Source organism: Pseudomonas sp. 43A, from assembly GCF_013363935.1.
GTDB classification, from domain to species: Bacteria; Pseudomonadota; Gammaproteobacteria; order Pseudomonadales; family Pseudomonadaceae; genus Aquipseudomonas; species Aquipseudomonas crudilactis.
This window is the reverse complement of sequence record NZ_CP054880.1, coordinates 471,431-496,688: the sequence shown is the minus strand read 5'-3', so window position 1 is coordinate 496,688 and position 25,258 is coordinate 471,431. Positions and strand designations below refer to the sequence as shown.

Genomic DNA, 25,258 nt, shown 5'->3' with positions numbered 1-25,258 from the left:
GCGCGATTAGTCGTGGACGCATTAGATCATCAGCGCATGTTCAATCGACTCAGGAAGAGTAATGATGCAATTAACCAAACGGACAATGATTTACATGGCGCTACTACTGGCGCCCTTATCGGTGGCCTCGGCCGCGACGAAGATCACGCTGCCTGCGCAACTGGAGATCAGCAACAAAACCAGCTTCCCCCTTTATGTATTTCAAAACGAGTGGCGCAAAGTTGTGTTGCCGGGCGAACGTATTCAGACCAAGGACTACAAAGAGTCAGCTGTGACAGTCGCTACATCGACACCCGAGGCGGCGATCAAGTTTGTGACGCTTAGTCACGCAAAAGGCTGCAAAGCGCAAACCTGTGTATTAATTACGGGCAATTAACTGATCGCCGGTATCGTAGCGGCGACTTTCTCGAGGGTTATAAAAAAGCCGCCACGCCCGATAAAGGCGTGGCGGCTTCTTTAGCCACTGTTACTGCTTGACGAATTCCCCTGCCAGGGTCACTACTTCACCGTCAAAGTTAGTACGGGAACCGGCCGCGCGAACTTTCGCGTAATTGTGATCGGGAGAAAACAATGACCATGCTTGAAACCCGCTATTACCATTCAGACCGACAAACGTAATGGTGGTAGGTTGTCCGGTGCTGTTCTGGAAATGGTAATGCCCGTAGCTGACGTCATAGTTAACGCCGCCCTGGCTAAACGTGCCGCTGAATGTACCGTTGGCGTCGTTGCCATCGGTAATCGTCAGCTTGGCGCCAGCGTTAGCGTTCACATAAGTGCCATTAATGCTCGACATGATTCGATTTCCTTTATCGTTGGGATAAGTGTCTTCCGATGAGAGCAAGTTTCCTCCTGGAAACTCACGACAGTCAGGATGGTTGCACATTCAATTATTGTCCACGCCTCGAACTAACGAAATTGCAATAAGCACCATTCAACTCGCTCATAACTTATCGCCGTTTGATTGAACATTAATTCCAATAAAACTAACGACTGGCGTTAGTTTGTTGCACGCCGACAACCGGTGCATTGACCGCAGTCTCCGAGCGCGGCGTGCCCGTTGGTACCCAGTCATAACTCACAGGCAGCGCCCGATACACCCAGTTGCTGATCGCATCGCTGCCCGGTGCCTTGCCGAAATACGGGCTGACGTATTCCCAGACGTTTTCACCGTTGGCCGTCACCTGGAAAAACCGCCCGTTCATGCCTTCGTCGATCAGCGTGTTTCCATTGGGCAAACGCCGCGCGCTGCTGATAAACGAACTGTAGAAAGCCCACCCCGGCTGCTTCGAATTCGCCGCGCTGTACTGCCAGACGATTTCATTTTTCACCGGGTCGATTTCCAATACCCGCGAACCGGAAATCAGCCCAAGGGTGACATTGGGATAACCCGCCGAACCCTGGTTGTCGAACACCAGCAAGTTACCGGCTCCAGGCAATCCGGCCGGAATGATGTGCGCGTCATGCTGGCCGACAAACTGATCCACCGGACGCAGCAGTTTCTGCGCGGTTTTCGGGTTGATCAGCGGCAGATTCGGGCCAAGACGCCAGACCACTTTGCCGCTGCTCTTGTCGATGATCGCGATGAAGTTGGCGTTGCGTGAATCAATCAACAGGTTGTCCGGATTGAAGCGCTTGTCACCGGCATCGAACCACTTGTTCGGCCCCACCAGACTGAGGTTGTTGATGTGCAGGTAGTCCGGATTTTCACTGGCGCGCACCAGTTTCAATTGCTCGGCGGTGAAGCCAAATTCATTCAGATGCTCCGAGGCCAGCCACTGCCATTTCACCGCGCCTTCAGGACTGACTTCATAGATCGCATCGTCGATCACCTCGGGCACTTTGAAGCCTTTGACCTTGTGCACCTTGTTCGCCAGCACCACGGTGTTGCCGTTGCTCAAACGGCGCTGATCATGGTGTTGTTGCGCTGCGCCACCGGGCGCCTTGTCGCCCCACTGCCAGACGACTTTTCCATTCCAGTCCAGCTCGCCGACGCTCTGATTGCCCAGACCATTGCCGGCTGAGCCGAGTTTGCCGGGATCCTTTTCACTCAATTGCAGCAGCACATGGCCGCGCTCACCGCCAACCAGTTTCGGATCGATGATCGCCGACGGGAAACCCGCCTGCGGCCAGGTTTTCACCTCGTTACCGTTCATGTCGATCAGGTGTGTCTGTTTGTCGGCGCCGCTGAAAATCACGTACTGGTTGAACGCCTTGTTCGGGTCGTAACGGGTCACGCCGGTCGGGTAAACACTTGGTGCGGCGAAGGCGCCGGCACTGAGCACTGCGCCGGACAGCAACACCGGAAAAGCGGTTTTGATACGCAACATGATGCAGCTCCTTGAGTGACGAATCAGAAGTCGTAGCGACCGGTGACGCCGAGGGTGCGAGGAGTGCCGAGCAGGCCTTCATAGCCGCCGTTGCCGCCCGTCCACAGGGTCGTGTAGTAGGTTTTGTCGAAGGCGTTTTTCAGCCACAGCGACACGTCCCACTGGCCCTGATTGAAATCGCCGCGCAGGCCGGTGGAGAAGTTGACCACGGCGTAACTCGGGATCTGGCCGTAGTCGGAATCTTCGACCGTACCGACGGCTTTCGAACGGAATGCGTAGCTGGCGGTGACGTAGGGTTCGAAGCCGTTATCCAGATTCCATTTGTATTCGCCGTTGGCGTTGCCGATCCATTTCGAGGCGCCGACCACTTGGTGGCCGCTGAGGTCGCAGGAGGCTGGGGCACCCGGTGCCTGACTGACTTCCGGCGGGCACGGGGCATCTTTGTACGAGAGGTAGCTGACGTCGTTGTAGGAGCCGTTGATGTTCAGGGTCAGGCCGCGCAACGGGATCACCGTGCTTTCGAACTCGACCCCGCGCGACCGCACGGAGCCGGCGTTGGTCAGGTACTGCACGCGATTTTCCGCGTCGTAGGCATTGGTCTGGTAAGCGTTGACCTGCGTCCAGAAGACGTTGGCGTTGAGTTGCAGACGGTGGTCCCACAGCGTGCTCTTGAAGCCGAGCTCGGCGTTGTTGGCGCGCTCGGTACCGATCAGCAGCGAATCGGCGCCGGCCACCGGAGCGGAACCGACGGCGAGGTTGACCCCGCCGGATTTCTCACCGTGGGATAACGTGGCGTAGCCGAGCACATCATCGGTGATGCGATAGCTGAGGTTGAGCAGCCCGGACGGACTGGAGCTGTACTGATTCAGATCGCCGGAATCGTAGGCGCCGGCACGACCACGTCGCGCCGTGGCCGCCGCGCCCGTTACGGCAGCGCCGCCAATCGGCGCATCCCGGGTGACCCAGGCGGATTTCTCTTCATAAGTGCCACGTACCCCGGCGGTGAAATCCAGCCGCTCGGTAAGGTGCCAGGTGCCTTGGGCGAACAGCGCAAAGCTGTCGGTCTTGATATGGCCGTTGCCGACGCTGGTGACGTTGGCCAGTGCGCCGGCCGGCGTGCCATTCCAGATATCGGCCTGGGGGCCGTAATAGGCGAAGGATTTGTTGTCCAGATCCGAGCCGAAGTAATAGGCACCGACCACGTAATCGAAGAACTCACCCTTGGGCGAGGCCAGGCGAAATTCCTGCGAGTACTGTTTGTCCTCCACCGAGACCCCGGCGTTGTAGCTCGCGGGCACGTTGAGGCCGTCGTCGTTGCGCGGGGTGAAATTCCAGAAGCGATAGGAGCTGATCGAGGTCAGCGTGAAGTCGCTCGGCAACGTCCAGTTGGCTTCCACCGACGTGCCGCCCTGATGCACGGTGACATGCTGGTCGTTGTCCAGATTGACCTTGCGGTGCGAGCCGTTGACCAGTGTTGCGCCAGCCGCATTGGCGCGCGCCTGGTACAGGTTGACGCCGTTGATGGTCGGCCCGGTGTTGTACAGCACGCGGGTGCCGGCGCTGGAATCTTCTTCGTTGTAGTCACCGATCCAGCGCAGATTGAAATCTTCGTTGGGCTTGAACAGCAGTTGCGCGCGGAAGCCCTCGCGCGAGCCGCCATTCAAATCATGGCCGTCGTATTCGTTTTTGATGTCGCCGTCGCTACGCGTGCGATAGGCCGAAAAACGCCCGGCCAGTTGATCGTTGAGCGGGCCGGAAATCGTGCCCTTGGTCTGGAAATAACCGTCCTCGCCGACCGAGGTTTCGATGCTGCGCTCAGGGGTGAAGGTTGGCGCGCGGGTGCTGATGTTGATCACCCCGGCGGTGGTGTTTTTGCCGAACAACGTGCCTTGCGGACCGCGCAGGACTTCGAGCTGTTCGATGTCCATCAAGTCAAACACCGCCATCCCCGGGCGACCCAAGTAGACGTTGTCGATGTACAGGCCGACGCTGCCTTCCAGACCATCGCTCGCAGGGTTGTTGCCAAGGCCACGGATCGACACGCTGGACTGCCGCGCATGCATGTAGGCGACGTTGACGCTAGGCACCAATTGCTGCAAATCCTGAATCCGGTAGACCCGTTGCGTCTCCAGATTCTGACCGCTGACCACACTCATTGGCGTTGGTACATCTTGCGAACTTTCTTCGCGGCGACGGGTGGTGACGGTCACGGTTTCCAGTTGTGAACTGTTGGCGGCAGGCTTGCCGGTCGGCACTGGCGCCGGGGTTTCTGCTTCCGCGGCGTAGCCGTGAGTCCAGCTCGCGCTCCCGGCCAGCAACAGGGCCAGAGGCAGGCGTTTGAGCCGTCGTGGCGTTAAGGGTGACGCAAGGTTCAACGGACTCATGGCGCGGCTCCTGGTCAAAAAACACACAGACATCATCAGCGCTGCATATTCTTTTAAGTTATTTATTTATGGTTTTACAAATATTTACTGCATAAGAGATTGCCTTTATAAGGAGTCGACCTAATGCATATCCAATGCATTTCCCGGATATTTTTTATGTGAAAAATGCATATCGACTTGCGTCAACTTCGTCACTTCATCGCCCTGGCTGAACAACGCAGCTTCGTCGCCGGCGCGCAGGCGGTGAACCTGTCGCAGTCGGCATTCAGCCGCAGCATTCAGGCACTCGAACACAGCGTTGGCTGTCAGTTGGTCGATCGTGGACGCAAGGAATTGCCGCCGACCAAACAGGGCCAAGTCCTGCTGGAGCACGCACGGCGACTGGTCAGTGGTGCGCAGCAGATGGCCAACGAGATCAGTCAGTTCAATGGGCTGGAGGCGGGAGAATTACGCTTCGGTTGTGGGCCGGCGCCAGCGGCGGGTTTGATCCCTCGCGCCATCGGCAGTTTTATCGGGCGCTACCCGAAAGCGCGGGTGCAGTTTCAGGTCGATGACTGGCAGAGCCTGAGCAAGCGACTGATGGGCGAGGAGTTCGAGTTCTTTGTCGCGGACACACGCTACTTCGAGGCGGATCCGGATTATCTGACGCACCGCTTGCGGCCGCGTAAATGGCATTTCTGTTGCCGTGCCGAGCATCCGCTGGAGGCTTTCGATAAGGTCAGCGCCGAGCAATTGATGAGCTATCCACTGGCTGTGAGCATTCGTCCGCCGAACTTGCGCAAAGTCATTGTCGATCTCAGTGGGCGCCCGGATTTCACCCCGAATGTGGAATGTGAAAACAGCTCGAGTCTGCTGAGTGTGGTGCTGCGCTCGGATGCGATCGGGATTGTCGGGGCGTATTCGGATGCGTTGCACCAGGCCAAGGGTGAGTTGGTGTGTTTGCGCATCGAAGGGTTGGCCGATGATCTTGAGGAGCTGTACACCCGCTATGGGATTGTCAGTCGCGCCGGATATCGGTTGTCGCCGTTGGCCGAGGCGATGATTGAGCAGATCAAAGCGATTGATCAGCAGGATGAGGAGGTTTGTTCGCTGCAGAATCTCGCCGTCTGATCGGAGCTCTTCGCGAGCAAGCTCGCTCCCACAGGGAACGCAGTCTAAATGTGGGAGCGAGCTTGCTCGCGAAAGGGCCAGTGCAGGCACCGATGCATTTCCTGCATAAAACCCATTCCCCAAATGCACTTGCCGAACACCCCCACTGAAAGCGAAAAACCCCACCTGTCTCTCTGACCGGTGAACCCATGTCCAACTCGCCAAACCCCGTGCGCAACGTGCTGTACATCATGTGCGATCAACTGCGCCGCGATTACCTGTCCTGCTACGGCCACCCACATCTGCACACACCGAACATCGATCGCCTGGCCGCCGCCGGTGTACGTTTCAGCCGCGCTTACACCCAAGGCACGATCTGCGGCCCGTCACGGATGTCGGCCTACACCGGGCGCTACGTCAGCAGCCATCAAGTGGCGTGGAACGCCGTGCCGTTGCCGCTGGAAGAACTGACCCTCGGCGATTACCTGCGCCCGCACGGCATCCGCACCGCCCTGGTCGGCAAGACCCACGCGACGGCGAATATCGATGCCTTGCAACGCCTGGCGATCAATCCCGAAAGCGAACAGGCCGAAATCCTCAACGAAGTCGGCTTCGAACCGTACATGCGCCACGACGGCATCTACCCCGACGACCCGCTGTTCGACGACAAACGCGAATCCGCGCCCTATACCCATTACCTGCGTGAACACGGCTTCGACGGCAAAAACCCTTGGCACGACTGGGCCAACGCCGCCGAAGGCGCCAACGGTGAAATCCTCAGCGGCTGGCAAATGCGTCATGCGAATTTGCCAGCACGAATTCCCGAGCAACACTCAGAGACTGTCTACACTACAAATCGAGCCATCGACTTCATCACCGAGCAAGGCGAGAAATCGTGGTGTTTACACCTTTCCTATATCAAACCGCACTGGCCCTACATCGTACCGGCGCCGTACCACGCCTTGTACAGTACGAAATCGATTCTCGAAGCGATCCGCGCGACGCCCTCCGAAGCCAGCAAACACCCCGTATACACTGCCTTTCGTCAGCATGAGGAAAGCCTCAACTTTTCCCGCGACTCAGTACGATTGACTGTAATCCCTACGTACATGGGCCTGATCAAGCAGGTGGACGATCAACTCGGACGGCTGTTCGATTTTCTGCAGAGCAATGGTCGATGGGATGACACGCTGATCGTGTTCACCAGCGATCACGGCGACTTTTTGGGCGATCACTGGCTCGGTGAGAAGGAGTTTTTGCTGGAGCAGGCGGTGGGGGTGCCGTTGATCGTGCGCGACCCTCGGGCGGCAGCAGATGTCACTCGCGGAACGGTAGATGATCGACTGGCGGAAACCATCGACGCCCTACCGACGTTTCTTCAAGCGTTGGGATTGCCGGGGGCAGAGCATCGGCTTGAAGGGCGCTCGTTGATCCCGCTACTGCACGGTGAAAACCCAGATTGGCGGCGTTATGCAATCAGCGAATACGACTATGCCTTCCAGGCGCCGGCGCGGGAGCGTCTGGGCCAGCCGATTGATCGTTGCCGCATGACCATGGTGCGTAGCGAGCGCTGGAAATACCTGGCGTACGACGGTTTTCGACCGCAGTTGTTTGATCTGCTGAATGATCCGCAGGAGTTGCGCGACTTGGGTGATGACCCGGAATTCGCGACGGTTCGCGATGAGCATGCGGGGTATTTGTTTGAATGGGTGCGGGGGTTGAAGCGGCGCACGACCATTAGTCATCAGGAGATTGATTTGCGGGGGCAGCGGTTTCGTTATGGTGAGCCGGAGACCGAGAAGGTTGTGCAGATTGGGGTTTGGTAGCGGGAAGTGCCCCTCACCCTAACCCTCTCCCGGAGGGAGAGGGGACTGAATGGGGGATATTTCAGAGGTACACCGACCTGATCGTGCTTCACCGAATCCATAATCGATAAAGATCTTTCAGGTCCACGCATAACCCAAAACAACTCGGTCGGCTCCCTCTCCCTCCGGGAGAGGGCTGGGGTGAGGGGCTCTTGATCTTCAGTCACGACCTTTGATGGTTTGACTGCGTTGCCCATTCGCCCCCACCGGCACTTCACCCTTGAGCGTCACCCGCCGCACCACCCGATCCTGAGTGCCGTAATCATCAATCGCATAATGCTGCGTCGAGCGGTTGTCCCAGATCGCCACATCACCCGCCTTCCAGCGCCAGCGCACGGTGTTTTCCTGGCGGATCACATGGCTCTGCAACAGCCCGAACAGATGCGCCGAATCCGCCTGTGAATACCCCTTGATACGTTTGACAAAATGCCCCAGCAGCAAACTCTTCTCGCCGCTGATCGGGTGCACGCGCACGACCGGGTGCTCAGTCTCGTAAACGGTGGAGGTGAAGACCTTGCGATAGCGCTCAAGCTTCTCCGACGAGACGTCCGGCTTGGCGCTGGCGTAGTCGTATTCGTTGCTGTGCACGGCGACCAGTTTGTCGGCCAGTTCACGCAGCTCGGTCGGCAAGCCGTTGTACGCCGTCGCGGTGTTGGCCCACAGCGTGTCGCCACCGAAGGCCGGGGCTACCACCGAGCGCAGGATCGAGGCTTTCGGGTAGGCGTCGACGAAGGTTACGTCGGTGTGCCAGGAGTTGGCGCGCTGGCCTTCAGCGCCGTCCAGTTCGAGCAGATAACGGGTGCCCTCACGGGACGGGACGGTCGGGTGCGCCACGGGTTCGCCGAGCAAATGGGCGAAGGCTTCCTGACGCTGATCATCAAGCTGGGTCTGCTCACGGAAGAACACGACTTTGTATTGCACCAACGCTTGTTGAATGGCTTCGATCGTGTCGGCGTCCAGCTCACCGGACAAATGCACGCCACGAATCTCGGCGCCGATACGACCGGCCACCGGATGAATTTCCAGCGCGTGGACAGCGGGTTTTACTGCGAGTGCGGCATTGCTCATGGGTAGACCCTCATCGACTGCTTACGGTTGGACGGCAGCGAAACAACGCTCTATCTATATTCCATTTACATCTAATAGATATTCACATGCTTCGTTGACGGAATAAGAGCTTGCATTTAAAACCTCTAGCAACCCTCGTCGCAAATGCCTTCGAGCTATTTTTAGGATGCCGGAAAAGCATATGGATCTTCGCCAGTTGCGTTACTTCATCGCCCTCAACGAACACCGCAGTTTTGTCCGCGCGGCGGATGCGATGGGCATCACTCAACCGGCGTTCAGCCGCAGTATTCAAGGGCTGGAACAGGAATTCGGCTGCGTGCTGGTGGATCGCGGCAACAAGGACCTGCGCCCCACGCCCGAGGGTCAGGTGGTGCTGCAACACGCCTTGAGCCTGGTGCAAGGCGCGGCGCTGCTCAGTGCTGAAGTGACGCAGATGACCAAGCTCGACGCCGGCGAGGTGCACTTCGGTTGCGGCCCGGCGCCAGCAGTGAAACTGGTGCCGGATGCGGTGGCGCAATTCATCAACGCGCACCCGAAAGTGCGCACCTGTTTTCAGGTGGATAACTGGGAAAAACTCAGCCGCGCGTTGAGCCGTGAAGAGATCGAATTCTTCATTGCCGACATCCGCCATTTCGAGTCCGATCCGAACTTTCAGACCCAGGCACTGACACCCAAACGCGGGGTGTTTTTCTGCCGGCCGGGGCATCCGTTATTGACCAAGGAAAGCCTGTCGACCAACGACATGTTCGACTACCCGCTGGCGACCACGCTGATCCCGCCGGGCATCCGTAAATTGCTGGCGAACCTCAGTGGACGCATCGACTTTTCCCCGACCATCGAGACCGAGCACTTTCCGGCGCTGGTGAAAGTGGTGCTGCAATCGAATGCGATTGGCGTGGGCACGGAAGAGGCGTTTGTCGAGGACATTGCCAAGGGTTCGCTGGTGTTGCTGCACTGGCGCAATCTGCCGCAGAACCTGGAGAGCATGAATGCTCGCTGCGGGATCGTCAGTCGCACCGGGTTTCGGCTGTCGCCGGCGGCGCGGGCGCTGATCGAGACGTTGGTCGCGGTGGACCGGCAAGACGTCAGCGTCGCTGTTTAGGACGCTATCGCGAGCAGGCTCACTCCTACAGGGGAACGCATTCCAAATGTAGGAGTGAGCCTGCTCGCGATGGCACCGGGTCAAACGCTAAAGATTCAGAGTTTGGCCGCCGCCAACTCAGGCGCCACCCAATCGTTGACCTTGAACGGCTTGCGAATCAGCTTCTGCTGCGCCGCCAGATCCACTTTGTCCTGCAAGCTGCCGAGGAACACCGGATCCAGCGTCGACGGAAACACTTCGCTCAATTTCTGATCCTGCAGATCCTGCGTCAGGATCACCGGTGGATAACTGGCCAGACCCGAGACCAGTTGCACGTAAGCCGCCTTGTTGCTGTCCTCGGTCAGCCACTCCACCGCCTGCTGCTGTGCCTTGAGCAATTTCGCCACCGCTTCCGGGTGCGCGTCGACAAACTTGCCCGTGCCGACCAGTACCGACTGCACGCTGCCTGCGCCACCGAGATCCTTGGTGTTCAGCGGCAACTCGGCCAGGCCCTTGGCCTGCAATGCGGTCAACCCGGAACTGCCCCAGGACGCATCGATCTGCCTGGCTGCCAACGCCGCGACCGCTGCATTGAAATCCAGATTGATGACTTTCAGATCCTTCTCGCTCAGGCCCTGACTGGCCAGCGCCGCATCAAACGACAACTGCGTGGCGGTGCCACGGAAGATCGCCACGCGCTTGCCCTTGAGATCCTGCAAAGTTTTGATCCCAGAACCCGGCACCACCCCCAGATACTGCTTCACGCCACGCGCACTGGCGCTGAGCAAACGTGTATCCAGACCATTGGACTTGCCGATGATTGCCGCCAGATCGCCCAGATACGCCAGATCAACCTGACCATTGGCAAATGCCTCGTTGATCACCGGCCCGGCACCTTTGAAGAAACTCCACTGAATCTTGATGCCCTGCTCGGCGAAGGCTTTTTCGAAAATCTGCTGATCGCGCAACACGTCGACCACGCCGCCGCCGCTGTGCTGGGTGCCGGCACTCAGGTCGGGCACGGCGATTCTGATTTCCTTGAGTTCGTCGGCATGCGCGGTGAACGCCAACAGGCCCGCCAGAGCAGGAACGGCAAACAGACTGAAAACACGTTTGAAGGGGAGGTTCATGGGTGCAGCTCCTTGATCACGACGGGCGTTGAGGAGCCGAAAGTAGGCCGAATGAATACCTTCGCTTAAATACTATAAATGCACATTTTTATAGCTTTTAACGCTAAGCGAGCATTAACGGGGCTTGCAGCGGCGTATGCATTAACAGCATCGAAAATATTCTTCGAATGCATTGGATGCGTGTGGGCTGGAGGCCTTAAATGGCGCTGCTTATCTCTAAAAACAACTTATTAACGATTATTTATAACCATTAGCTCTTAGTTAATACCGCAAGAGATCGCAGCCTTCGGCAGCTCCTACAGGGGTCAATTCAAGGACGCATTCCCCCGTAGGAGCTGCCGAAGGCTGCGATCTTTTGATCTTGATCTTGAGCCAACCCGACAACGGAGGTCACCCATGGCCCGCCAATCATTGCTCAGTCTTCCACTCCCCGCTCCGCCGCTGAAGAGTCGGCGTACATGGCCAAGCCTGAACCAACGCCTGTTGCCGTGGCTGCTGCCGCTCAGCCTGTTCGCCCTGTGGTGGCTGGCCGCCCGCAACGAATGGATGAGCGAACAGATCCTGCCCGCGCCGTCACTGGTGTGGAACAGCGCTGTCGAGTTGTCGCAGGGCGAGTTATGGGGCCACTTGTGGATCAGTCTGCAACGTTTGTTCTGGGGACTGCTCGCGGGGGTTTCTGCGGGTGCATTGCTCGGCGCAGCACTGGGATTCAGTCGTCGTCTTGAACGCTTGATCTTCCCGACCTTCGCCGGACTTTCACAAATACCGACGCTGGCGTGGATTCCCTTGTTCATGGTGTTCTTCGGCATCGGCGAAGTGCTGAAACTGGTGGTGCTGATCAAAGCCATCGTGGTTCCGGTAACCCTGCACACACTGGTCGGCGTAAGAGATGCACAACCAAAACTGCGCGAAGCTGCCGCTGTTTTACGCTTGCCACCGCACCTTTTGATTCGACGCCTGGTGTTGCCCGCCGCCCTTCCCGCGTTCATGGCTGGCGTACGTCTGGCATTGGCCGCCGGGTGGACCTCATTGCTAGCAGTCGAACTGCTGGCCTCCAGCGAAGGCATCGGTTATCTGATGGTCTGGGCGCGGCAGCTATTCATGCTCGACATCGTGTTCGTGTGCATCGTAGTCATCGGTTTGATCGGTGTGGCGATGGATCGCGGCATCGGCCTGCTGGACAAGAAACTGGTGCACTGGCCGCACCCCGCCACTGCCGAAATTCGTCGCGGCCCGCGTTATGAAGGCTGGCAGCGTCTGCAGCCGTGGCTATTGCCGCTGGGCTTGTTAGCGCTGTGGCAATTGGCAAGTGACCAACAGTGGGTCGACACCAATATTCTGGTCAGCCCATTAGCCGTTTTGAGCACGGCATTCGATGGCGTGCTCGACGGCACGTTGATTAGCGGCATGGCGCTCAGTCTCGGCCGCACGCTCGGTGGCCTGTTGCTCGGCGGCGGTTTCGGATTTGCCTTGGGTCTGCTGCTGGGTTTGTCGAACATCAGTGAACGCCTGCTCGGCCCGACCCTCGCCGCCCTCCGTCAGATCGCCATCTTCGCCTGGGTGCCGCTGCTCACCGCGTGGTTCGGTCTCGGCGAATTGGCCAAGTGGGTGTTCGTCGCCCTCGCCGCCTTCTTTCCGCTGTTTATCGCCACGCAGCGCAGCGTCGCCAACCTCTCGTCACAACTCAACGAAGCCGCTCAAGTGTTGCGTCTGAGCCTCGGCCAACGCCTGCGTCGGCTGGTGCTGCCGGGCGCCGCGCCGGGAATTTTCGCAGGCATCAGACTGAGCCTGATCTACGCCTGGCTCGGCACCATCGGCGCTGAATATTTCATGCCGTCCAACGGCGGCATCGGCAGCCAGATGATCGGCGCACAACAACTGCTGCGCATGGACCTGATCATGGCCGGCATGCTCTTCGTCGGCATCACCGGCGCCCTGCTCAACCTCATTGGCCAACGCCTGGAAATTCGCGCGACCCGCTGGAGACACGCATGAACGCACCGATTGTCAGCTTCAAACATGTAGGCAAATCCTTCGACGTCGACGGTTTCGAACTGGAGGCGATTCGCGAATTCAATCTGGACATTGCCGAGGGCGAGTTTGTCGCGATTGTCGGTTCCAGCGGCTGCGGTAAATCTACCTTGCTGCGCTTGCTGGTCGGTCTCGACACGCAATTTCGCGGGCAGATCACAGTGGATGGAAAAGCCGTCAGTGGCATCGGCGGCGAGCGCGGCATCGTCTTTCAGGAGCACCGTTTGTTTCCGTGGCTGACCGTCGCCGACAACATCGGCCTGGGCTTGGTCAACGAGCCGCTGAGCGCTGCGCAGAAGCAACAGCGGATCAACGATTTCATCGATCTGGTCGGCCTGCGCGACTTCACCCGTGCCTACCCGCACCAGCTCTCTGGCGGCATGGCCCAGCGCGTGGCGATTGCTCGCGGCCTGGTTGCCAGCCCCAGAATTCTGCTGCTCGACGAACCCTTCGGCGCGCTCGATGCACTCACCCGTCAGCAGATGCAGGACGAGCTGCTGGCGATCCGCGACCGCGCAAAAATCACCACGATCCTCGTCACCCATGACGTCGAAGAAGCGATCTTCCTCGCCGACCGCGTGGTGGTGATGGAGCCGCGTCCGGGGCGGATCAAGCAAGTGGTCGACATCGCCCTGCCCCATCCGCGCCAGCGCAGCAGTTTCGACTTCCATCAGTTGCGTGAAGAGCTGCTGCACGAGCTGACCAGTGACGACCATTACCAACCGAGCGTACCGGTACAGATCCGCGATCTGCCGCTGACGTTCATTGCCTGCTGAACAGGAGTTTTGCGATGCCGCAACGTCCCAATTTTCTGGTGATTCTGGCCGACGATTTAGGCTTCTCCGACATCGGTGCGTTCGGCGGCGAAATCGCCACGCCGCACCTTGAAGCCCTGGCCAACAATGGCTTGCGTTTGACCGATTTTCATACCGCGCCGACCTGCTCGCCAACCCGCTCGATGTTGCTGACCGGCACCGACCACCACATCGCCGGCATCGGCACCATGGCGGAAACGCTGACCCCGGAACTCATCGGTAAACCTGGTTATGAGGGCTATCTCAACGATCGCGTGGTGGCGCTGCCGGAGTTGCTGCGCGAGGCCGGTTATCAAACGTTGATGAGCGGCAAATGGCACTTGGGTTTGAAGGCTGAACTGGCGCCACATGCGCGGGGTTTCGAGCGTTCGTTTTCGCTGTTGCCCGGCGCGGCCAACCATTACGGTTTCGAGCCGACCTACGATGAAAAAACGCCCGGTCTGTTGAAATCCACTCCGGCGCTGTACATCGAGGACGACACGTTTCTCGACGAACTGCCCAAGGACTTCTATTCCTCCGACGCCTTCGGCGACAAGTTATTGCAGTACCTCAAAGATCGTGACCAGACCCGGCCGTTCTTCGCCTATCTGCCGTTCTCCGCGCCACACTGGCCGTTGCAGGCACCGGCCGAGATCGTCGAGAAATACCGTGGCCGCTATGACGCTGGCCCTGAAGTGTTGCGCCTGGAGCGACTGGAAAAACTCAAAGCTCTCGGCCTGATTGAACCGGACGTCGAGCCGCATCCATTGATTCAGTTGACCCAGCAGTGGGACGCATTAAGCGAGGAACAAAAACAGATTTCCGCGCGGGCCATGGAGGTCTACGCGGCAATGGTCGAGCGCATGGACTGGAACATTGGCCGGGTCGTCGATTACCTGCGTCAGCAAGGGCAACTCGACAATACGTTCATCCTGTTCATGTCCGACAACGGTGCCGAAGGCGCGCTGCTGGAAGCGTTCCCCAAGTTCGGCCCGGAACTGGTGACGTACCTCAGCCAGCATTACGACAACAGCCTCGACAACATTGGCCGGGCCAATTCCTACGTCTGGTACGGGCCGAACTGGGCGCAAGTGGCGACCGCGCCATCGCGGTTGTTCAAGGCGTTTACCACCGAAGGCGGGATTCGCGTGCCGGCGCTGTTGCACTATCCGCAACTGGCGATCAAAGGGCAGATCAGCCATGGTTTCGGCACGGTGATGGACATCACGCCGACCATTCTCGATCTGGCCGGTGTGCGTCATCCGGGCAAGCTCTGGCACGGCAAACCGGTGGCGCCGTTGCGTGGCAAATCGTGGCTGGGTTTTTTGTCGGGTGAGACTGCGCAGGTGCATGACGAGCACACGGTGACGGGTTGGGAGTTGTTCGGGCGCCGGGCGATTCGGCAGGGGTCGTGGAAAGCGGTGTGGATTCCTGGCCCGGTGGGGCCGGCGACGTGGCAGCTGTATGATTTGAGCAATGATCCGGGGGAAATTCATGATCTGGCGGTGAGTCGGCCGGAGAAGCTCAGCGCGTTGATTGGGCATTGGCAGCAGTATGTCGAGGAGACTGGGGTGATTTTGAGTGAGTCGCCGTTTCAGCCGGATTGAAGGGGAGATCAAGAACACCCTCACCCCAGTCCTCTCCCGGAGGGAGAGGGGGCTGACCGAGGTGTCTTTCGTTAAACATCGACCTGAAAAATCGGGTCGATTATGGATTCGACAAAGCTATTTCACGTCGGCGTAACTCTTCAATATCCCCCGATCAGTCCCCTCTCCCTCCGGGAGAGGGCTAGGGTGAGGGGCAGCTTGTCAGGCCTCCACCGCCTCACCAGACACCGCAACTTCATCCCGACGAACAAACCGGTTCGCCCGCCCAAACGTGCCGAAATCATTGAACCGCACCCCCATCTCACGCATCACCTTATGCGCCACCGGCACGGTCATCTGGCGAATGTAAAACGGCTCCTTCACGACAAAATGATGAATCCCGTGACTGCTGCCAAAGTTGAAGCAGAACGCCTGCAATGGCCACAGCCACCAAGGGTTCAATACCTGACACTGCTGCAGCACATTACCCAGTTCAACATCGCCGTAGTAATGCATGTTCGAGCTGATGAAGTGCAGGCAAAACGTGCGCAATACGTTCGGGCCGATGATCACTACAGCGGCGATATCGATCACCTGCATCACCGATAACGTCGTCGCCGACCACTCGATTGGCGAGCCCAGCAGATAGGCGATGCCGTTGGCCGCATGAAAACCGAGAAACACATACCACGCGCCCCAATGCACCAGCGCCAGCGGCGCGTAGACCTTCAGCGTGCGCTTGATGATGCTGAACTTGTGCGCCCAGGTCTTGGCCCGCAGCATGCGGATAAACGCCGACATCACGTTGTCACCGACCATCAGCAAGCGCGCAAAGCCCCACGGCTCGCCGTTGGTGATCGCGCGTTCTTCCATGTCGGTTTCAGTGCCGGAGACCTTGTGGTGATTGAGGTGCAGATGGCGACGAATCCACGGATTGATCGTGCTCGGCCGCGCCAGCCACACCAGGCCCATCATCAGGTTGTGCGGCACACGTTGCTTGCGAAAATACATGCTGTGGATCAAGTCGTGCTCAAGCTCATGGGTCAGCGAAGCAAAAAACGCGTTGAGCAGCAGGCAAACCCACCACGCCAAGTGGCCGCTGATATACAGCGCCGCCGAGCCGATCATCCCGATCAGGGCAAAGGCCAGAATCCCCGCCCCAAGCGCATCCTGATGCTGGAGAATCGGGTAGCGCTCGCGCAGTTCGACGCCTTTGGCCAGCACCACTTGGCGAATATGCGCTGATCGCTGGGCCGCATTGTGTCGCTGGGGACTTGCAGAAGTACCGTCCATGCTTCCATCCTCGGGTTTATGATGTTCGCATCGTGCCTCGCCAAGGCTTCAATTGCGGTAGCCGAGAACGCCAACCTGTTGACCGGAAGCGCCAATCTGCATGAAGGAACCGACCTCTCTCGCCAGCTGGACCCGTGCCTTGCGCAAACAACTCGATGCGCTGGGGCTGGACAGCATTGCCCTGTGCCAGCAGGCCGGGCTCGACCCGAATTTGATGGACGACCCCAACGCGCGCTATCCACTGTCCGGCACCACGCGCCTGTGGGAAATCGCCGTGCAGGTCAGCGGCGACCCGGCGATCGGGCTGCGCGTGTCACGCTTTGTCAGCCCGACCACGTTCCATGCCCTCGGTTATGCGCTGGTCGCCAGTGGCAGCCTGCGTGAGGTGTTCGAACGTATCGTGCGCTATCACCCGGTGGTCAGCGATGCGCTGGAACTGGAGCTGAGTCGTGGCGACGACCGCTACCAATTCCGTCTGAAAATTCCGTCAGGCAATCCCGCACCAGCCTTCGAAGCCATCGACGCGTTCACCGCGATCTACGTGCGTACCTGCCGCAATCGCCTTGGTCGCGATTACGCACCGCTAGCCGTTTACCTGCGCCGCCCGGAACCGAGCGATGCGCACCAATGGCACAAAGTCTTCCGCGCCCCGGTGCATTTCGGCTGCGCCGAGGATCGCCTGGAGTTCGCTCTCGCCGACTTCGACAGCCACCTCGACGACGCCAACCCGGAACTCGCCGAACACAACGAAGCCGTGCTCAAACGCACGATGGCCCAGCTCCAGCCGCTGACCTGGGAGCGCAAGGTGCGCGATGCGATTGAAGAACAATTGCCGGAAGGTGAGCCAAGTGCAGAGCGCATTGCCCAGGCGTTGCATTTGAGCTTGCGCAGTTTGCAGCGGCATCTGGCGGATGAGGGTTGCCGCTTTGATACGTTGCTTAACGAAAGCCGGGAGAATCTGGCGCTGCTGCATCTGCGCGATCCGCAGTGTTCGTTGAGTGAGGTGAGTTATCTGCTCGGGTTTGCTGATACCAGCAGCTTCAGCCGCGCGTTCAAGCGCTGGACGGGAATGACGCCGGGGCAGTTTCGCGATGGGTTGCGCTGATCCAGAATCAGTTTGTCTGATCTGGCGCTATTGCGAGCAGGCTCACTCCTACAGGGGGAACGCATTCCAATTGTAGGAGTGAGCCTGCTCGCAATAGCGCCCTTTAATTCAACGCAAAGCCCAGCTCAAAAATAGTGCCGCCAACATCACTGTTCACCTGCACCTGCCCACCATGCAATTGCATGATCGACTGCACGATCGCCAACCCCAAGCCACCCGAATCCCCCGGCTCGGCGCGCGAAGGATCGACACGGTAAAAGCGGTCAAACAGTTTGCCCAGATGCTCCGGCGCAATGGTCGGCCCGTGGTTGTGCACCTGCAACCAACACCAACCCGCCTCATCGCGGCGACGCAGGCTGATCACGGTTCCGGGATCAGCATGACGCACGGCATTGGCCAGCAAGTTGCCCAGCGCACGTTGCAGCAATTGCTGATCGGCAAGCAGTTCACCATGCAGTTGATTGTCCAGCCGCACGTCGCGGTCATCCGCCAAGGCTTCAAAGTAATCGCACAGTTCACTGCCAACGCTGTGCAGATCCAGCGTTTGCAGATTAAGCGCGCGTTCGGCCTGTTCTGCCCGGGCGAGGAACATCAGGTTTTCCGCCATACGCTTGAGCCTCTCGAACTCTTCCATGTTCGAGGCCAGCACTTCCTGATATTCCGCCGTACTGCGCGGATGATTCAGCGCCTGACCGTTGCTCGCCAACAAAGTGTGCAACGGCGTACGAATCTCGTGGGCGAGGTCGGCGGAGAACTGCGAGAGGCGCTGCACGCTGTCGTCCAGTCGGGCCAGCATGCCGTTGAGCGCCTGCACGGGTTCCAGCAATTCTGCCGGCGTGCCATTGGCGGGAAGGCGTTGATCGAGGCTGCGCAGGTCGATACCCCGTACCGCTTCGCTCAACTGGCGCAACGGTCGCAGGCCCCGGCGCAGCAACAGCAAGCCCAAGGCAAAGGCGAGCAACGCACCGAGGCCAACCGACAGGTACAAGCGTATGCGATAGCTGCCGAGCATCTGCTCGCGCTCACTCAGCACTTTACCGGCGATGATCGTCAGCGGCTCGCCATTCGGCCCTTGCGCTTCGCCGGACAACAGCGCCAATTCGGCACCGTCCGGTGCTTGCCACGTGAGCACATCGGGGCGCTGCGGCGTTTGCTCGCGGGGGATCGCGTTCAGCGCGGGCAACTCGCGTTGCCGTGGGTTGATAGCGATCACACTGGAGCCATCGGCGCGGCGCACCAATAGCAGGCTGTCGAGATTGCCGAGCATGTTCTGATACAGCCGCGGCCGCGCCTGCAAGGCATCGAGGCTGTCGCTGTCGGCGAGCAAGGCGCGCACCTGCTCCAGTCGACCGAGCAACGCGAGGTCGTCGCGGTAGGCGATTTCCGAGGCCAGCGAACGGTAGAGAAATACGCCGATAGCACTCAACACCAAAGCGCAGACCAATGCGAACGCCAGCGCCAGACGCCAGGCGATCGACCTAGAGCGCATCGTCAGGAGCTTCCAGCTGATAACCGACGCCGCGCACGGTGTGAATCAGTTTCGGCATGTACGGATCATCGACTTTCGCGCGCAAACGGCGCACCGCGACTTCGACCATGTTGGTGTCGCTGTCGAAATTCAGGTTCCACACCTGCGAGGCAATCAACGTGCGCGACAGCACTTCGCCCTGACGGCTGGCGAGCAATTGCAGCAAGGCGAATTCCTTGTTGGTCAGGGCAATACGCTGACCACCACGACTGACGCGGCGCCGCAGTACGTCGATTTCCAGGTCGGCAATGGTGTACGACTCGGCTTCGCGCATTGGCCCGCGTCGCAACAACGTGCGCACCCGCGCGAGCAGTTCGGCAAAGGCGAAGGGTTTGAGCAAGTAATCGTCGGCGCCCAGTTCGAGGCCGCGCACGCGGTCTTCAATGGCGTCCTTGGCAGTCAGGAACAGCACCGGCGTGGCGCCGCGCTGGCGGATCAGCTGCAGCAATTGCCAGCCATTGAGGCCGGGGAGCATCACGTCGAGGATGATCAGGTCATATTCCTGTTGCTCGATGAAATAGCGCCCATCGAGGCCGTTGAGCGCCACGTCCACGGCAAAACCCGACTCGCCCAGGCCTTTGGCGAGGAAGTTCGCGGTTTTGGCTTCATCTTCTACGACCAGCAAACGCATGGCACACCTCGATTGATAGGCACACAGGCTAGGCGCCTTCGGCGGCGTTGCCCATTACAAACTTGTAATCAGACTGACGAGGTTCTGACGAAGACCGGCGATTAAGGTGGCGACCTTCGCTTTTGGAGGCTGTCCATGACCGTCAAATTCCTCGTTGCAAGCCTGATGATCGGCCTCAGTGGCGTTGCTGTCGCCAGTCCTGAGCTGCCGCGTCACGCTGATCTCGATCTGAAAACCGCACGGCTGCTCGCCGACACCGCCATGGCCAACTGCACCGGCACGGTGTCGGTGCTCGACCGTGGCGGCAATCTGCTGGTGATCCTGCGCGGCGACGGTGTCGGCCCGCACAACACCGCCGCCAGCCAGCGCAAGGCGTATACCGCGCTGTCGACCAAAACCGCCACCCGGCTGTTTGCAGAACGCGCTCGCAGCAATCCGGAAACCGCCAATCTCAATACCCTCGACGAGTTGCTCTTGCTCGGCGGTGGGATTCCATTGTTCGCCGCTGATGAGCTGGTTGGCGCAATGGGCGTGGCCGGTTCCGGCGGCGGTGAGCAAGACGAAAACTGTGCAATCAAGGCTGCCGAGAAAACCGGTCTGGCCATCACCCGTTCCCAATAAGGAGATGCATCCATGAATACTTTGCGCATGACCTTCGCCGCGCTCGGCCTGAGTGCTTTTTCAAGCCTGGCGCTGGCCGCTGGCAACCCGCTGAGCGTGCACGTGCTCAATCTGGAAAACGGCCTGCCGTCGCCGGGCATCAACGTGACGCTGGAGAAACACGTCGGCCAGGACTGGCAGCCACTGGCTCAGGGCACGACCAATGAACAAGGGCGGATTGCCGAGCTGTTCCCGGCCAAACAGCCTTTTGAAGCAGGTGAATACCGCGTGGTGTTCAAGACCGGCGAGTACTTCAAGAAGGTCAAGCACGACACGTTCTTCCCGGAGATTCCGGTGATCTTCGAAGTGAAGCAAACCGATCAGCATTACCACATCCCGCTGCTGCTCAGCCCGTACGGCTTCTCGACCTATCGCGGTTCCTGAATCAATACTGCCCCATGTGGGAGCGAGCTTGCTCGCGAAGGCGGTGTGTCAGTCAGCAATCATGTTGAATGTTAAATCGCATTCGCGAGCAAGCTCGCTCCCACAGGGGCCTGGGTGAATTGTCAGATCGTGGCCAGGGCGCGCAATCGCATGGCATCAAGGATTTCGATTTCGCCATACCCGAGCCCGATAATCCCCTGCCCCTGCAAATCCTTGAGAATCTGGTTGGTGGTCTGCCGCGACAGCGACAGCATTGATGCCAACTGCTCCTGCGGCAGTTGCAGTACCCGGCGTGGCGCATCGAGTTCGCCGTAGCCTTCGGCGATCATCAGCAAGCGATGAGCCAGACGCGCCGGCGCTGGCAGCAGGCTCAGTTGTTCGAGGTTGATGAAGGCCAGTCGCAGTTTGTGGCTCATCAGCAGCGCCAGGTATCGCCAGTACACCGGCTGCTCATCGAGCAGTTTCAGCAGCACCGCCTGCGGGATATTCAGCAACGTGCACGGCCCGACCGCATAGGCGTCATGCGTACGCGGCTGACCATCGAACAGGCAGATTTCACCAAACCAGTGCGGCGCTTCCACCAGACTCAACAACGCCTCCTTGCCCTGCTCGCTTACCGCGCCGATGCGCACGGCGCCATCGAGCACCGCGTACAAGCCGCACGGCGCATCACCACGCTGAAACAAGCGCTGCCCTGCCGTCAGCCGCCGCTCCCGGGCCGCCGCCAGCAGGCTATCCTGAAAGGACGCCGGCAGATGACTGAACCACTGGCCGCTCATCAGCCGTGAACGTATTTGCATAAACACTCCTGGATTGTCGCCTGCCTGACAGAGCGAACCCTGATCCCGAGGGATGATGCGATCAACCCTACCGGAGGAACAACAATGAAAAGCCTCGTCGACCATCTCAGTCAATACGCTGCCTACCACCGCGATCCGCGCAACATCGCCAGCCACTTTATCGGCATTCCGCTGATTGTGGTGGCGGTGGCGGTTTTGTTGTCGCGGCCAGAATGGTCGCTGGGCGGGTTGTGGATATCTCCAGCCGTGATCGTGGCGCTGGCCTCGGCGTGGTTTTATCTGCGTCTTGAGGTGAAGTTGGGCGTGCTGATGGCCGTACTGATGGGCTTATCCGTCTGGGCCGGGCACGTGCTGGCGCAGCAGAGCACGATGGTCTGGTTGAGCAGCGGGCTGGCGATGTTTGTCGTTGGCTGGGTTATCCAGTTTGTCGGGCATCACTATGAAGGGCGCAAACCGGCGTTTGTCGATGATGTCTCGGGGCTGATTGTCGGGCCGTTGTTTGTCGTGGCTGAACTGGCGTTCATGCTGGGGATGCGGCATGAGTTGAAAGAGCAGATCGAGGTGCGGGCGGGCGTGGTGCGGGTCAATCCGAATCGTGCGGCTGTCTAAATCACATTCGCGAGCAAGCTCGCTCCCACAGTGGACTGGTGCTGAACACAAACTTCATGTCTGACCGAATTCCCTGTGGGAGCGAGCTTGCTCGCGAAGCTTTTGATCTTAAAGGCTGGCGACTTTCTGCCAGACCTTCGGCTTGAAGAACAGGGTCTCCCCCTTGGCCAAGCCGATCAGGCTATCGTGGTCTTTCACCACTTCGGCCTCGATCAAATCAGTCTGCCCTTCAACTTTCAACGTCACCCGCGTAGTCGCGCCCAGCGGCCGGATATCGCGCACTTCAGCCGCGTGATGATCTTCCAGCTCATGCTTGGACAACGACACCTCATGCGGACGGAACAGCACGTGATTGTCGTCGCTCAACAGCAAGCGGTTCGAATCGCCGAGGAAGTGATAAACGAAATCGCTGGCCGGGTTTTCGTAGACGTCGCCCGGTGAGCCGATCTGCTCGATCACACCTTTGTTCATCACTACGATCCGGTCAGCAACTTCCATCGCTTCTTCCTGGTCGTGGGTCACGAACACCGACGTCAGGTTGATGTCTTCGTGCAACCGCGCCAGCCAGCGGCGCAGCTCTTTACGTACCTTGGCATCAAGGGCGCCGAACGGCTCATCGAGCAGCAACACTTTCGGCTCGACCGCCAAGGCACGCGCCAAAGCAATCCGCTGACGCTGACCACCAGACAACTGCTCCGGATAACGATCCGACAACCAATCCAGCTGCACCATGTTCAGCAACTCATGAACCTTGACCGCAATCTGGCTTTCGCTCGGGCGCTGGTTTTTCGGTTTCATGCGCAGGCCGAACGCGACGTTGTCGAACACGGTCATGTGGCGGAACAAAGCGTAATGCTGGAACACGAAACCGACGTTGCGATCACGCACGTCGTGGCCGGAAACGTCTTCACCGTGGAAAACGATATTGCCGTTATCCGGGGTTTCCAGACCGGCGATGATCCGCAGCAGCGTGGTCTTGCCGCAGCCCGATGGGCCGAGCAACGCGACCAGTTCACCGCTGTGGATATCCAGGCTGATGTTGTCCAGCGCCTTGAAGGCATTGAAATTCTTGCTGACGTTACGCACTTCGATCGACATGAATTATTCCTCCGCGGCGCTGGCGCGCAGGCGGTTGATACGGTTTTCGCTCCACTGCTTGAGCAGCAGGATGAAGAGCGCCAGGATCAGCAACAGGCTCGCCACGGCGAACGCGGCCACGTGGTTGTATTCGTTGTAGAGGATCTCGACGTGCAGCGGCAAGGTGTTGGTCACCCCGCGAATGTGCCCGGACACCACCGACACCGCACCGAATTCACCCATGGCTCGCGCGGTACACAGCACCACGCCATAGATCAGGCCCCACTTGATGTTCGGCACGGTGACATGCCAGAACATCTGCCAGCCATTGGCGCCGAGCAGACGCGCGGCTTCTTCTTCCTGCGTGCCTTGTTCCTGCATCAGCGGAATCAGTTCACGCGCCACGAACGGCACGGTGACGAAAATCGTCGCCAGTACGATGCCCGGCAGGGCGAAGACGATCTGGATGTCGTGATCCTGCAACCACGGCCCGAACAGGCCTTGCGCGCCAAACATCAGCACGTAGACCAGACCGGCGATCACCGGCGACACCGAGAACGGCAGGTCGATCAGCGTCACCAGCATGCTCTTGCCACGGAACGAGTATTTGCTCACGCACCACGCGGCGCTGACGCCGAACACCAGGTTCAGCGGCACCGAAATCAGCACGGCGAACACGGTGAGTTTCAGTGCCGACAGTGCGTCCGGTTCAAAGATCGCGGTGAAAAATGCGCCGAGGCCATTCTTCAACCCCTGCGATACGACGATGAACAACGGCAGCAGCAGAAACAGGAAAAAAACCAGCCAGCCAAGACCGATCAGGACTCTGCGCGATGTGGCACTGCCACGCCGTGCAGCGTTGGCCGAAGAGGCGGCCGCAATAGACGATTGGGACATGGTTCGCGCCTCCTTATGGGGTTTCGATGCGCCGCTGCAGCAAGTTGATCAGCAGCAACAGGACGAAGGAAACCACCAGCATCAGCACGCCGATGGCAGTGGCGCCGGTGTAATCGTATTGGTCGAGTTTGACCATGATCAGCAGCGGCAGAATCTCGGTTTTCATCGGCATGTTGCCGGCAATGAAAATCACCGAACCGTACTCGCCGACGCCACGGGCGAACGCCAAGGCAAAACCAGTGAGCCAGGCGGGCAGCAGCGCGGGCACGAGGATGTGGCGGAACACCTGCAAGGGCTTCGCACCAAGGCACGCGGCAGCTTCTTCGACTTCACGAGGTATGTCGGCCAGCACCGGTTGCACCGTGCGCACCACGAACGGCAGCGTGACGAAGGTCAGCGCCAAAGTGATACCCAGTGGGGTGTAAGCGATTTTGAAACCGAGGTCGGCAGCGAATTGCCCAACCAGACCGGCCGGCGCGTACAGCGCGGTCAACGCGATACCGGCCACGGCTGTCGGCAGGGCGAACGGCAGATCGATCATCGCGTCGATCACCTTGCGCCCCGGGAAGGTGTAGCGCACCAGCACCCACGCCAGCAATGTGCCGATGATGCCGTTGATGATCGCCGCACACAGCGCGGTGCCGAAGCTCAGCTTCAACGCGGCCAGCACCCGTGGTGCGGAAATGATCGCCCAGAACTGATCCCAGGTGAGTTGGGCGGCGTGGACGAACATCGCCGCCAGCGGGATAAGCACAATCAGGCTGAGGTACACCAAGGTGTAGCCCAGCGTCAGCCCGAAGCCGGGTATGACGGGGGAGATACGACGCGACATAAAAGTCCTTGGTTAAAAAGCATTCCGCTGAACGCACCAATGTGGGAGCGAGCTTGCTCGCGAAGAGGGAGTATCAGTCAACTCTAC

General features: G+C 59.3%; 23 protein-coding genes. 11 read left to right on the top strand and 12 right to left on the bottom strand.

The window, feature by feature from the left end; genetic code table 11:
• Nucleotides 1-64: 64 nt before the first annotated feature.
• On the top strand, nucleotides 65-376 hold the full coding sequence (locus HUW52_RS02155) for a hypothetical protein (RefSeq protein ID WP_141234593.1): 312 nt from the start codon (nucleotides 65-67) through the stop codon (nucleotides 374-376).
• 90 nt (nucleotides 377-466) lie between these two features.
• Here HUW52_RS02155 and HUW52_RS02150 read toward each other — a convergent pair whose 3' ends face one another.
• From HUW52_RS02150 to HUW52_RS02140, 3 genes are all read right to left on the bottom strand, one after another.
• Nucleotides 467-793, bottom strand: a complete 327-nt coding sequence (locus tag HUW52_RS02150; protein ID WP_007919145.1) for a hypothetical protein — start codon at nucleotides 791-793, stop codon at nucleotides 467-469.
• Nucleotides 794-983: 190 nt separating this feature from the next.
• Nucleotides 984-2,327 (bottom strand): aryl-sulfate sulfotransferase, encoded by a 1,344-nt coding sequence (locus tag HUW52_RS02145; RefSeq protein WP_175552859.1) that lies wholly within the window; start codon nucleotides 2,325-2,327, stop codon nucleotides 984-986.
• Between the two features lie 23 nt (nucleotides 2,328-2,350).
• A complete protein-coding gene (locus tag HUW52_RS02140) occupies nucleotides 2,351-4,711 on the bottom strand; it encodes a TonB-dependent receptor (protein ID WP_175552858.1) in 2,361 nt (786 codons plus the stop codon).
• 165 nt (nucleotides 4,712-4,876) lie between these two features.
• Between HUW52_RS02140 and HUW52_RS02135 the strand changes: the two genes are divergently transcribed.
• Together HUW52_RS02135 and HUW52_RS02130 are read left to right on the top strand one after the other, a co-directional pair.
• Complete coding sequence (locus HUW52_RS02135) at nucleotides 4,877-5,821, top strand: LysR family transcriptional regulator (protein ID WP_175552857.1); 945 nt, start codon at nucleotides 4,877-4,879, stop codon at nucleotides 5,819-5,821.
• Between the two features lie 188 nt (nucleotides 5,822-6,009).
• The gene (locus tag HUW52_RS02130) at nucleotides 6,010-7,626 is read left to right on the top strand and encodes an alkaline phosphatase family protein (protein ID WP_175552856.1); all 1,617 of its coding nucleotides are present in this window, start codon (nucleotides 6,010-6,012) and stop codon (nucleotides 7,624-7,626) included.
• 198 nt (nucleotides 7,627-7,824) lie between these two features.
• Here HUW52_RS02130 and HUW52_RS02125 read toward each other — a convergent pair whose 3' ends face one another.
• Nucleotides 7,825-8,733, bottom strand: coding sequence for a TauD/TfdA family dioxygenase (locus HUW52_RS02125; RefSeq protein WP_175552855.1), 909 nt, complete (start codon nucleotides 8,731-8,733; stop codon nucleotides 7,825-7,827).
• Nucleotides 8,734-8,914: 181 nt separating this feature from the next.
• Between HUW52_RS02125 and HUW52_RS02120 the strand changes: the two genes are divergently transcribed.
• Nucleotides 8,915-9,835: a LysR family transcriptional regulator gene (locus HUW52_RS02120; protein WP_175552854.1), complete on the top strand. Its 921-nt coding sequence runs from the start codon at nucleotides 8,915-8,917 to the stop codon at nucleotides 9,833-9,835.
• Nucleotides 9,836-9,930: 95 nt separating this feature from the next.
• Here HUW52_RS02120 and HUW52_RS02115 read toward each other — a convergent pair whose 3' ends face one another.
• On the bottom strand, nucleotides 9,931-10,944 hold the full coding sequence (locus tag HUW52_RS02115) for an ABC transporter substrate-binding protein (RefSeq protein WP_175552853.1): 1,014 nt from the start codon (nucleotides 10,942-10,944) through the stop codon (nucleotides 9,931-9,933).
• 396 nt (nucleotides 10,945-11,340) lie between these two features.
• On the opposite strand from HUW52_RS02115, the gene HUW52_RS02110 reads away from it, so the two are divergent.
• From HUW52_RS02110 to HUW52_RS02100, 3 genes are read left to right on the top strand one after another with little or no spacing between them, the layout of a single operon-like run.
• The gene (locus HUW52_RS02110; RefSeq protein WP_175552852.1) at nucleotides 11,341-12,939 is read left to right on the top strand and encodes an ABC transporter permease; all 1,599 of its coding nucleotides are present in this window, start codon (nucleotides 11,341-11,343) and stop codon (nucleotides 12,937-12,939) included.
• The gene (locus HUW52_RS02105; RefSeq protein WP_150649892.1) at nucleotides 12,936-13,751 is read left to right on the top strand and encodes an ABC transporter ATP-binding protein; all 816 of its coding nucleotides are present in this window, start codon (nucleotides 12,936-12,938) and stop codon (nucleotides 13,749-13,751) included. The genes HUW52_RS02110 and HUW52_RS02105 overlap by 4 nt, the downstream gene beginning before the upstream one ends.
• A 14-nt stretch (nucleotides 13,752-13,765) precedes the next feature.
• Complete coding sequence (locus HUW52_RS02100; RefSeq protein ID WP_175552851.1) at nucleotides 13,766-15,376, top strand: arylsulfatase; 1,611 nt, start codon at nucleotides 13,766-13,768, stop codon at nucleotides 15,374-15,376.
• A 201-nt stretch (nucleotides 15,377-15,577) separates the two neighbouring features.
• On the opposite strand, the gene HUW52_RS02095 is transcribed toward HUW52_RS02100, so the two are convergent.
• On the bottom strand, nucleotides 15,578-16,648 hold the full coding sequence (locus HUW52_RS02095; RefSeq protein WP_175552850.1) for a fatty acid desaturase: 1,071 nt from the start codon (nucleotides 16,646-16,648) through the stop codon (nucleotides 15,578-15,580).
• 100 nt (nucleotides 16,649-16,748) lie between these two features.
• On the opposite strand from HUW52_RS02095, the gene HUW52_RS02090 reads away from it, so the two are divergent.
• The gene (locus tag HUW52_RS02090) at nucleotides 16,749-17,753 is read left to right on the top strand and encodes an AraC family transcriptional regulator (RefSeq protein ID WP_016987596.1); all 1,005 of its coding nucleotides are present in this window, start codon (nucleotides 16,749-16,751) and stop codon (nucleotides 17,751-17,753) included.
• A 103-nt stretch (nucleotides 17,754-17,856) separates the two neighbouring features.
• On the opposite strand, the gene HUW52_RS02085 is transcribed toward HUW52_RS02090, so the two are convergent.
• Together HUW52_RS02085 and HUW52_RS02080 are read right to left on the bottom strand one after the other, a co-directional pair.
• Nucleotides 17,857-19,242, bottom strand: a complete 1,386-nt coding sequence (locus tag HUW52_RS02085) for a heavy metal sensor histidine kinase (RefSeq protein ID WP_175552849.1) — start codon at nucleotides 19,240-19,242, stop codon at nucleotides 17,857-17,859.
• A complete protein-coding gene (locus HUW52_RS02080) occupies nucleotides 19,232-19,912 on the bottom strand; it encodes a heavy metal response regulator transcription factor (RefSeq protein WP_016987597.1) in 681 nt (226 codons plus the stop codon). Before HUW52_RS02080 ends, HUW52_RS02085 begins: the two co-directional genes overlap by 11 nt.
• A gap of 135 nt (nucleotides 19,913-20,047) precedes the next feature.
• Between HUW52_RS02080 and HUW52_RS02075 the strand changes: the two genes are divergently transcribed.
• Together HUW52_RS02075 and uraH are read left to right on the top strand one after the other, a co-directional pair.
• Nucleotides 20,048-20,533: a heme-binding protein gene (locus tag HUW52_RS02075; RefSeq protein ID WP_016987598.1), complete on the top strand. Its 486-nt coding sequence runs from the start codon at nucleotides 20,048-20,050 to the stop codon at nucleotides 20,531-20,533.
• A gap of 12 nt (nucleotides 20,534-20,545) precedes the next feature.
• Nucleotides 20,546-20,956 (top strand): hydroxyisourate hydrolase, encoded by a 411-nt coding sequence (gene uraH / locus HUW52_RS02070; protein ID WP_016987599.1) that lies wholly within the window; start codon nucleotides 20,546-20,548, stop codon nucleotides 20,954-20,956.
• A gap of 122 nt (nucleotides 20,957-21,078) precedes the next feature.
• On the opposite strand, the gene HUW52_RS02065 is transcribed toward uraH, so the two are convergent.
• Nucleotides 21,079-21,756 (bottom strand): Crp/Fnr family transcriptional regulator, encoded by a 678-nt coding sequence (locus HUW52_RS02065; RefSeq protein ID WP_175552848.1) that lies wholly within the window; start codon nucleotides 21,754-21,756, stop codon nucleotides 21,079-21,081.
• A gap of 84 nt (nucleotides 21,757-21,840) precedes the next feature.
• Between HUW52_RS02065 and HUW52_RS02060 the strand changes: the two genes are divergently transcribed.
• Nucleotides 21,841-22,365, top strand: coding sequence for a DUF962 domain-containing protein (locus HUW52_RS02060; protein WP_175552847.1), 525 nt, complete (start codon nucleotides 21,841-21,843; stop codon nucleotides 22,363-22,365).
• Between the two features lie 108 nt (nucleotides 22,366-22,473).
• Here HUW52_RS02060 and HUW52_RS02055 read toward each other — a convergent pair whose 3' ends face one another.
• From HUW52_RS02055 to cysT, 3 genes are read right to left on the bottom strand one after another with little or no spacing between them, the layout of a single operon-like run.
• The gene (locus HUW52_RS02055) at nucleotides 22,474-23,463 is read right to left on the bottom strand and encodes a sulfate/molybdate ABC transporter ATP-binding protein (protein WP_016987602.1); all 990 of its coding nucleotides are present in this window, start codon (nucleotides 23,461-23,463) and stop codon (nucleotides 22,474-22,476) included.
• A 3-nt stretch (nucleotides 23,464-23,466) separates the two neighbouring features.
• Entirely contained in the window at nucleotides 23,467-24,339 is an 873-nt protein-coding gene (cysW, locus tag HUW52_RS02050; protein WP_108224225.1) for a sulfate ABC transporter permease subunit CysW, read from the bottom strand.
• A gap of 13 nt (nucleotides 24,340-24,352) precedes the next feature.
• The gene (gene cysT / locus HUW52_RS02045; protein ID WP_008080019.1) at nucleotides 24,353-25,171 is read right to left on the bottom strand and encodes a sulfate ABC transporter permease subunit CysT; all 819 of its coding nucleotides are present in this window, start codon (nucleotides 25,169-25,171) and stop codon (nucleotides 24,353-24,355) included.
• Between the last annotated feature and the right edge of the window lie 87 nt (nucleotides 25,172-25,258).

Coding starts and splice junctions, on each gene's coding strand:
- HUW52_RS02135 (WP_175552857.1), top strand. CDS start 4,877: ATGCATATCGACTTGCGTCAACTTCGTCACTTCATCGCCCTGGCTGAA.
- HUW52_RS02140 (WP_175552858.1), bottom strand. CDS start 4,711: ATGAGTCCGTTGAACCTTGCGTCACCCTTAACGCCACGACGGCTCAAA.
- HUW52_RS02065 (WP_175552848.1), bottom strand. CDS start 21,756: ATGCAAATACGTTCACGGCTGATGAGCGGCCAGTGGTTCAGTCATCTG.
- HUW52_RS02060 (WP_175552847.1), top strand. CDS start 21,841: ATGAAAAGCCTCGTCGACCATCTCAGTCAATACGCTGCCTACCACCGC.
- uraH (WP_016987599.1), top strand. CDS start 20,546: ATGAATACTTTGCGCATGACCTTCGCCGCGCTCGGCCTGAGTGCTTTT.
- HUW52_RS02150 (WP_007919145.1), bottom strand. CDS start 793: ATGTCGAGCATTAATGGCACTTATGTGAACGCTAACGCTGGCGCCAAG.
- HUW52_RS02055 (WP_016987602.1), bottom strand. CDS start 23,463: ATGTCGATCGAAGTGCGTAACGTCAGCAAGAATTTCAATGCCTTCAAG.
- HUW52_RS02080 (WP_016987597.1), bottom strand. CDS start 19,912: ATGCGTTTGCTGGTCGTAGAAGATGAAGCCAAAACCGCGAACTTCCTC.
- HUW52_RS02130 (WP_175552856.1), top strand. CDS start 6,010: ATGTCCAACTCGCCAAACCCCGTGCGCAACGTGCTGTACATCATGTGC.
- HUW52_RS02085 (WP_175552849.1), bottom strand. CDS start 19,242: ATGCGCTCTAGGTCGATCGCCTGGCGTCTGGCGCTGGCGTTCGCATTG.
- HUW52_RS02125 (WP_175552855.1), bottom strand. CDS start 8,733: ATGAGCAATGCCGCACTCGCAGTAAAACCCGCTGTCCACGCGCTGGAA.
- HUW52_RS02115 (WP_175552853.1), bottom strand. CDS start 10,944: ATGAACCTCCCCTTCAAACGTGTTTTCAGTCTGTTTGCCGTTCCTGCT.
- HUW52_RS02110 (WP_175552852.1), top strand. CDS start 11,341: ATGGCCCGCCAATCATTGCTCAGTCTTCCACTCCCCGCTCCGCCGCTG.
- HUW52_RS02105 (WP_150649892.1), top strand. CDS start 12,936: ATGAACGCACCGATTGTCAGCTTCAAACATGTAGGCAAATCCTTCGAC.
- HUW52_RS02095 (WP_175552850.1), bottom strand. CDS start 16,648: ATGGACGGTACTTCTGCAAGTCCCCAGCGACACAATGCGGCCCAGCGA.
- HUW52_RS02120 (WP_175552854.1), top strand. CDS start 8,915: ATGGATCTTCGCCAGTTGCGTTACTTCATCGCCCTCAACGAACACCGC.
- HUW52_RS02155 (WP_141234593.1), top strand. CDS start 65: ATGCAATTAACCAAACGGACAATGATTTACATGGCGCTACTACTGGCG.
- HUW52_RS02100 (WP_175552851.1), top strand. CDS start 13,766: ATGCCGCAACGTCCCAATTTTCTGGTGATTCTGGCCGACGATTTAGGC.
- cysT (WP_008080019.1), bottom strand. CDS start 25,171: ATGTCGCGTCGTATCTCCCCCGTCATACCCGGCTTCGGGCTGACGCTG.
- HUW52_RS02075 (WP_016987598.1), top strand. CDS start 20,048: ATGACCGTCAAATTCCTCGTTGCAAGCCTGATGATCGGCCTCAGTGGC.
- cysW (WP_108224225.1), bottom strand. CDS start 24,339: ATGTCCCAATCGTCTATTGCGGCCGCCTCTTCGGCCAACGCTGCACGG.
- HUW52_RS02145 (WP_175552859.1), bottom strand. CDS start 2,327: ATGTTGCGTATCAAAACCGCTTTTCCGGTGTTGCTGTCCGGCGCAGTG.
- HUW52_RS02090 (WP_016987596.1), top strand. CDS start 16,749: ATGAAGGAACCGACCTCTCTCGCCAGCTGGACCCGTGCCTTGCGCAAA.